This window comes from Candidatus Kaelpia aquatica (assembly GCA_030765335.1).
GTDB classification, from domain to species: domain Bacteria; phylum Omnitrophota; class Gorgyraeia; order Kaelpiales; family Kaelpiaceae; genus Kaelpia; species Kaelpia aquatica.
Map to the genome: position 1 here is coordinate 67171 of JAVCCU010000030.1, position 6154 is coordinate 73324.

Consider the following 6154-nt stretch of genomic DNA (forward strand, 5'->3'; position numbering starts at 1 on the left):
TTAGTACATCTCTTCCCTTGAAACCACCCGCAAAATTTCATCAACTGTAGTCATGCCCTGTTTAATCTTCTGCCAACCTTCCATTTTTAAAGTCCGCATACCGGATTTAACAGCCTGCTCTTTGATTTTACTTGCCGAACTTTTCTTTGCAATTAAATCTTTTATCTCAGGACTAACCAATAGAAACTCATAAATAGCTGTTCTGCCTCTATATTTGGTATATTTACATTCTTCACATCCCTTGGCATCATATATATCAATATCTTCTTTCTCTCCAAATGCTTTTAATATCTTATCAGCCGCTTTAACTTTAAATTTACACTTCGGACATAAAACTCTGACCAATCTCTGAGCGATAAAACATTCCACGGTTGAAGCAATTAAATACGGTTCAATGCCCATATCCAAAAGGCGGGTTACACCGCTTGCCGCATCATTAGTATGGATAGTCGAAAAAACAAGATGCCCTGTTAAGGATGCTCTGATTGCAATCTCTGCGGTTTCAACATCTCTTACCTCTCCAATCAAGATAATATCCGGGTCATGCCTTAAAATCGACCGTAATCCATAAGCAAAAGAGAGCCCAATTTTAGGATAGACCTGAATTTGAGTAATACCCTTAATTCTATATTCAATAGGATCTTCAACTGTAATAATCTTCCTGTCTTGGGTATTAAGATTTTGCAGACAGGAATAAAGAGTGGTAGTTTTCCCGCTTCCTGTCGGTCCGGTAACAAAAATCACGCCATTGGGTTTCTTTAGAACCTGCTCCAGCAGTAAGGAGTTTTCTTCTAACAATCCTAAATCTTTAAAATTAAAGAGCATCGTTTTAGATAATATCCTTAAATCTATGCTCTCGCCTTCAGGAGTAGGAAGAGTTGAAACTCTCAAATCATATTCCTCTTCACCCAGTTTAAAGAGAATCTTTCCATCCTGAGGAAGCCTTCTTTCTGCAATATTTAAATTAGCCATTATTTTTATGCGGGACGTAATTGAATTCTGAAACTGCTTAGCCCCCTGAGGAAGAGGCGTCTTATGCAAGATGCCATCTATCCTATAACGAATTGTTAGTTCGTCTTCAAACGGCTCGATATGGATATCGGTAGCCCTATCTTTTACTGCCTGCGTTAAAACCTGATTTACAAAATTTATAATTGAAGATTCCTCAACCCCCTGATCTTCTTTCTTTTCCTCCTTAACTTCTTCCTTATCCTCTAATCCTTCAACTGTCCCGGCTCCAAGACCGTAATTTTTGCTAATTGCATCAATAATGCTTTTTTCATATGCAATGTAAGCCTTAACATCTACGTTTAAAAGCATTCTGATATCATCCAAAACCTGAACATTTAGGGGGTCGGATACTACAATTCCCAGCAAATTATTTTTGAAACTTACTGGCATAATTTTATAATGCAGGGCAAAGCGGGCAGAAACTTTTTCTAAAGCTTCAGGGTCAATAGAAGCGGTCCTTAAGTTTATAAAGCTTATGCCTAACTGTTCGCCCAGAATACTGAACACATCTTCTTCCAGCGCAAACTTTAATTTAACAATAGTAGCTGCTAAAAACTCGCCTGTCCTTTTATGCTCAGTGAGAGCTTTTTCCAAATCCTCACTTGTTATAATTCCTGCATTAAGAAGCAGCAGTCCTATAAAATTTCCTTCTCTTTCCTGCATATTGTTATCTTATATGAGAGAACCTGTAAAGTAAAATACGAAATTAGTATAAAACTATTAGAATATACCCTAGGAAGAAAAACAATACTGCCGTAACTATCTTTATTTTACCCAAATTATGCTTCAGAAACCGCTCAAACTGACCTGAACTTACCCCTAATAGTCCCAATATAAATATTGCAATCAACGGGATAATAAACATTAAGTTATACACAAAAAGATAACTTAACGCTTTTATTTTCATAACACCGGGAAGTTGAGCCAGAAATGCAATTGTTGGAAAATATACCTGCCCCGTACAGACAGATTCTAAAATTGAAACTACAAACCCTACGCTCAACGCAATGACTACAAGCCTTATAATCCCCTGCGATTTTGCATCTTGCCCTCGATATCCTTCACCTATAATTTTTTTAATCAAAAATTTTATCCTACCGGGTAATTGAAGTATCAAATTTTTAGGTGTTTTTTTAATCTTATAAATCAGATAATCATATAAATTCAGTCCGGCAAGAAAAAAGACAATTCCAATAATAATATAGCGAAAAATACCAAATATTGTTCTATAAAATGCAAGCCTGTAAAATGCAGCAAACAATCCCAGTCCAATTAATAAATAGGTTAAAAATACAGCAAATATAAATGCACCGCCTATATAAAACATCTCTTTTTTCCTATACCCCGTTATGACAAGGAAAGAGACGAAAAAAATGATCACGGTAAAAGCGCAGGGATTTACCCCATCTAAAAGACCAGCGCCAATAACAACAGGCAAGGTGAACTTAGAAATTTTTGAGACAAATATATTCTCTTCTTGATCCTTAGAAGAAGATAACAGTTCCTCCTGAATTAATAAATCCATATTTTGCTTTATATCGTCGGCTCCTTGCAAGAGATTATCTGCAATAAATATCTTGGGGGTAAAATAATTTTCTTTCTCTGAAATTTGCTTTTGCATTTGAAACATCAAATCGAAACTTTTCTTTTCTCTAATATTATATTTAACTATTTTCACCCGGTCATTATACCTCTTTTCTATGAGCGGCAAAAAGCTCTCCCAAATGTACTCTGCATCCTTATTCTTTTGAATATAATCAAAATTATAAAAATAATCTATTTTTACAGGTTCAGAAGTATCGTTAAAAATCTGCGTACCGCTAAATAAAGTATTTAAAATTTCCACTTCTAAACCGCTCTCTATATCACGTTTGCCAGTTAAAACTTCTCCTCCAAGAAGTATTTTTGGAACACCTGGTCTATCAATATCAAAATATTTTTCCATTCTGAGCAAAAATTTATACTTTCGGGGTTGGCTGGTATCAAATTCAACTATATCCAGTAAATTGCCGTATTTTTCCATTATTGGAGGTAAGATCTTATCTTCTACGATCCCGCAGAAATGGCAGGAGGGCGAAGAAAAAAAATCCAGAATTATTTTTCTATCTGTTTTTAAATTTCCAAACTTCTGCTTTATCTCAGGTAATTTTAACAATTGCTTAAAATTAGATACCAGATATTGATTTTCCCATAAAATTAGAGGAAGTTTTTTAACACTCAATTCTTTATACAATTCAGATTTAAAAAATATACCCTGCTTATGAAAATTTACTTTGATTCCTGAATCAGATAACGCTTTTATAAATGAACTGTTTCTAAATTTATTTAGCTCCTTCCTTCCGGTTATAATGTCAACCTGATTTTCCTCCTTTTTACGGTTTAAGTAATAAGCAGGAGAAGTCTCTAGAACACGCTCCTTGGGCATAATAAAACCTTCGCTTTTTTCCTCCCAACCAAGCTTTTTTCTTAAAACTCTTTGCAGGTCTAAATTATTGCTTTTTTTAATCAGAACAAAAGGAAGGTAATCAACTTTAAATCTTTCTATATATTCTTCCGCTGCAGAAGAGTCAACAGGCATGAACGAACCCTGAAGCCTGAAGTTTTCTTCAAGTGAAGTAAGAATATTTTGAGATGATTCATGATCACCTAAATTAATAATTTTATACTCTATGAGCGGATGAGTTTTTTCATGAACTTTTACCCTTTCCTGCTCTAGGATTTCCATAATTTCATCTAAACCGGACACTATAGAGGTATTCTCCCAGAGGAATGTCGGAGAAGCACTAACGCCAAACTCCTGGGCAACCTTTATATTTTCCTTAAGTAATCTCTCGCCTCTCTCTCTTAAGTTATTTATTTTCTTATAAGACAGTCCTACCTTCTCCAGCGCTTCAAAGCAGCTCATCTCCTCCGTTAAAAGAAGATAATCGTATAACTTTTGAGGCCAATATTTTTGAATTAAAAGCTGATGAATATCTTCCTCTATTTCATCCAGACCGCGCATGGAGGTAATTACACCCTCCTCTATCTCTGCAATAAAATACAACTTTAAATCTAGAGGCAGATTATTCTCTTTTATAAATTTGGCAATCTGCCGCTGCGCCCTCTGACCATAAGAACACATACTCATAACAAATATCCCCAGCTGCCCGGGAATCCGCTTACGGCCTAAAAGTGAATCTGTTTCTTTATCGACTTTTACCTTTTTCTGCTCTAAGATTTTGATAATTTTATTTAAGCCTGATATTAAATATACATTCTCCCAGAGGAATGTCGGAGAAGCACGAATATCAAGCTTCTGGGCAACCTTCATGTTTTCTTTAAGTAATTTTTCGCCTTTATCTCTTAAGTTACTTATTTCCTTATAAGACAGCCCTGCCTTACCCAGCGCTTCAAAGCAGCTCATCTCCTCCGTTAAAAGAAGATAATTGGATAATTTCTGAGGCCAGTACTCTTCAATTAAAAGCTGATGAATATCTTCCTCTATTTCGTTCGGCCCGCGCATAGAGGTAATCTGGCCGTTCTTCATATTAACTATAAAATAAGATTTTAACTCCACCGGCAAGTCATTTTCTTCTATAAATCTGGTAATTTTCCACTGTGCCTTCTGGCCGTAAGGACAGAGGCTCATAGCGAATATGCCCAGCTGACTAGGAGCAGGCTCACGATTTAGGAGATGAACAGTTGTTACGTAGTGTAATCTGGAGGGTGAAAAAATAGAATAGTCGCCTTCCTGAATTATTAAGCGTTTCTTTTTTAAAAGTTCCTCATCAGAACTGTCGAGCTTATCCTTATCATAAATAATAACCGGAAGGTAAGAGAGTTGGAGCTCTTTTAAAAGATCTCTTATTTTAGAATCTTCATGATGATAATAAACATGATTAAAATCAGGTAAATATCTCTTTAACCCTTTAACAAAATCCTGGGACATCTCTTTATCTTCCCCGATTATTGTAAGAGATATTTCGGCTGAGGAAACACTAGGCTTAAACAAAAAGACTGAGAGAAATAAAAAAGTTTTAAAAAAATACCATTTTACATTTTTCATATTGGATTATTGTATACAATGGAAGACAAAATTTAAAGATAAAAGATTTTGAATTTTAAAAAATAAGTACTCTTACTATTTACAAGCTTGCCTATAAAACTAAAACCTACCCCGTATATAAAAAACCCCGATGTAACTATCGGGGCTTTCTTTTCAAACATTTCCGGTTTTATGTCATTCTGTAAATTCTGAAGCTAAGAAGGTTATAATCTTTTCTCCTCCTTCTACAAATGTTACAACTTGCCCGCTAAAAGAAATTGTTTGATATGAAGTTTTTCGTCGAGTATGATACGCAGAATTCGCAGCAGGCTTCCACTGTGCCTCTACATTAACCCTTATTCTTACACCGTCTGGATATCTTGAACCATCTGTTGAAGCTCCTAATCTACACTGATAAATTCCTCCTTGATTAAACATTTCTTGGGCCGCACCATAACGCCAACCATTTTCACCTGTAATCCAGTATTTCTGAGCATCGACAGAAATAGTGTAATCAATGCCAATGGCAGTACAATCACTCTCTTCTACCCCACAAAGTGTTCCATCTTTTATGTTTACTAGTATCGGACCGACCCTCTCAACTCTCATATTCACCACATCTATATCTATATCTTTTGGTAGAACTTCAATAGTTTTTGACATATTATCTTCACCACCGTGGTTATCAGTCACTGTTAAAGTAACTTCATAACTCCCAGATGCAGCATATGAATGTCCTATGAATTTTCCTCCTTCTATTATATCACCATCTCCAAAATCCCAGCTATACTTATCAATACTACCACCATGTGTATCATGTGCTGAAGCTTGAAAATTTATCGTATTCTCTGCTACTAAATCCGGCTGAGAAGAGAAAGGATTAACGGCGATTATGTCTATTACAGGAGCAGCGTTAACTGTAATGGTTATTTCTTCTGAAGCTGTAAGATTACCGCTATCTGTTACTGTAATTGTTGCGGAATGATCTCCTACATCGCCAATAGCCGATGTCCAGCTGAATTCACCGCTATCCGAAATTAACGCAGATGGTAAACCAGTTACTGAATAACTCAAGGTAGCCACATCTTCATCGCTTGCTGTGACAGTAAAGATCAA

The 6154-nt window shown here is 35.8% G+C and carries 3 protein-coding genes; all 3 read right to left on the reverse strand.

The window, feature by feature from the left end:
• Nucleotides 1-1674 (reverse strand): ATPase, T2SS/T4P/T4SS family, encoded by a 1674-nt coding sequence (locus tag P9X27_05420; protein ID MDP8253817.1) that lies wholly within the window; start codon nt 1672-1674, stop codon nt 1-3.
• Between the two features lie 43 nt (nt 1675-1717).
• Complete coding sequence (locus P9X27_05425; protein MDP8253818.1) at nt 1718-5059, reverse strand: cytochrome c biogenesis CcdA family protein; 3342 nt, start codon at nt 5057-5059, stop codon at nt 1718-1720.
• A 174-nt stretch (nt 5060-5233) separates the two neighbouring features.
• On the reverse strand, nt 5234-6154 hold a 921-nt coding region (locus P9X27_05430), incomplete at its 5' end, for a PKD domain-containing protein (protein ID MDP8253819.1).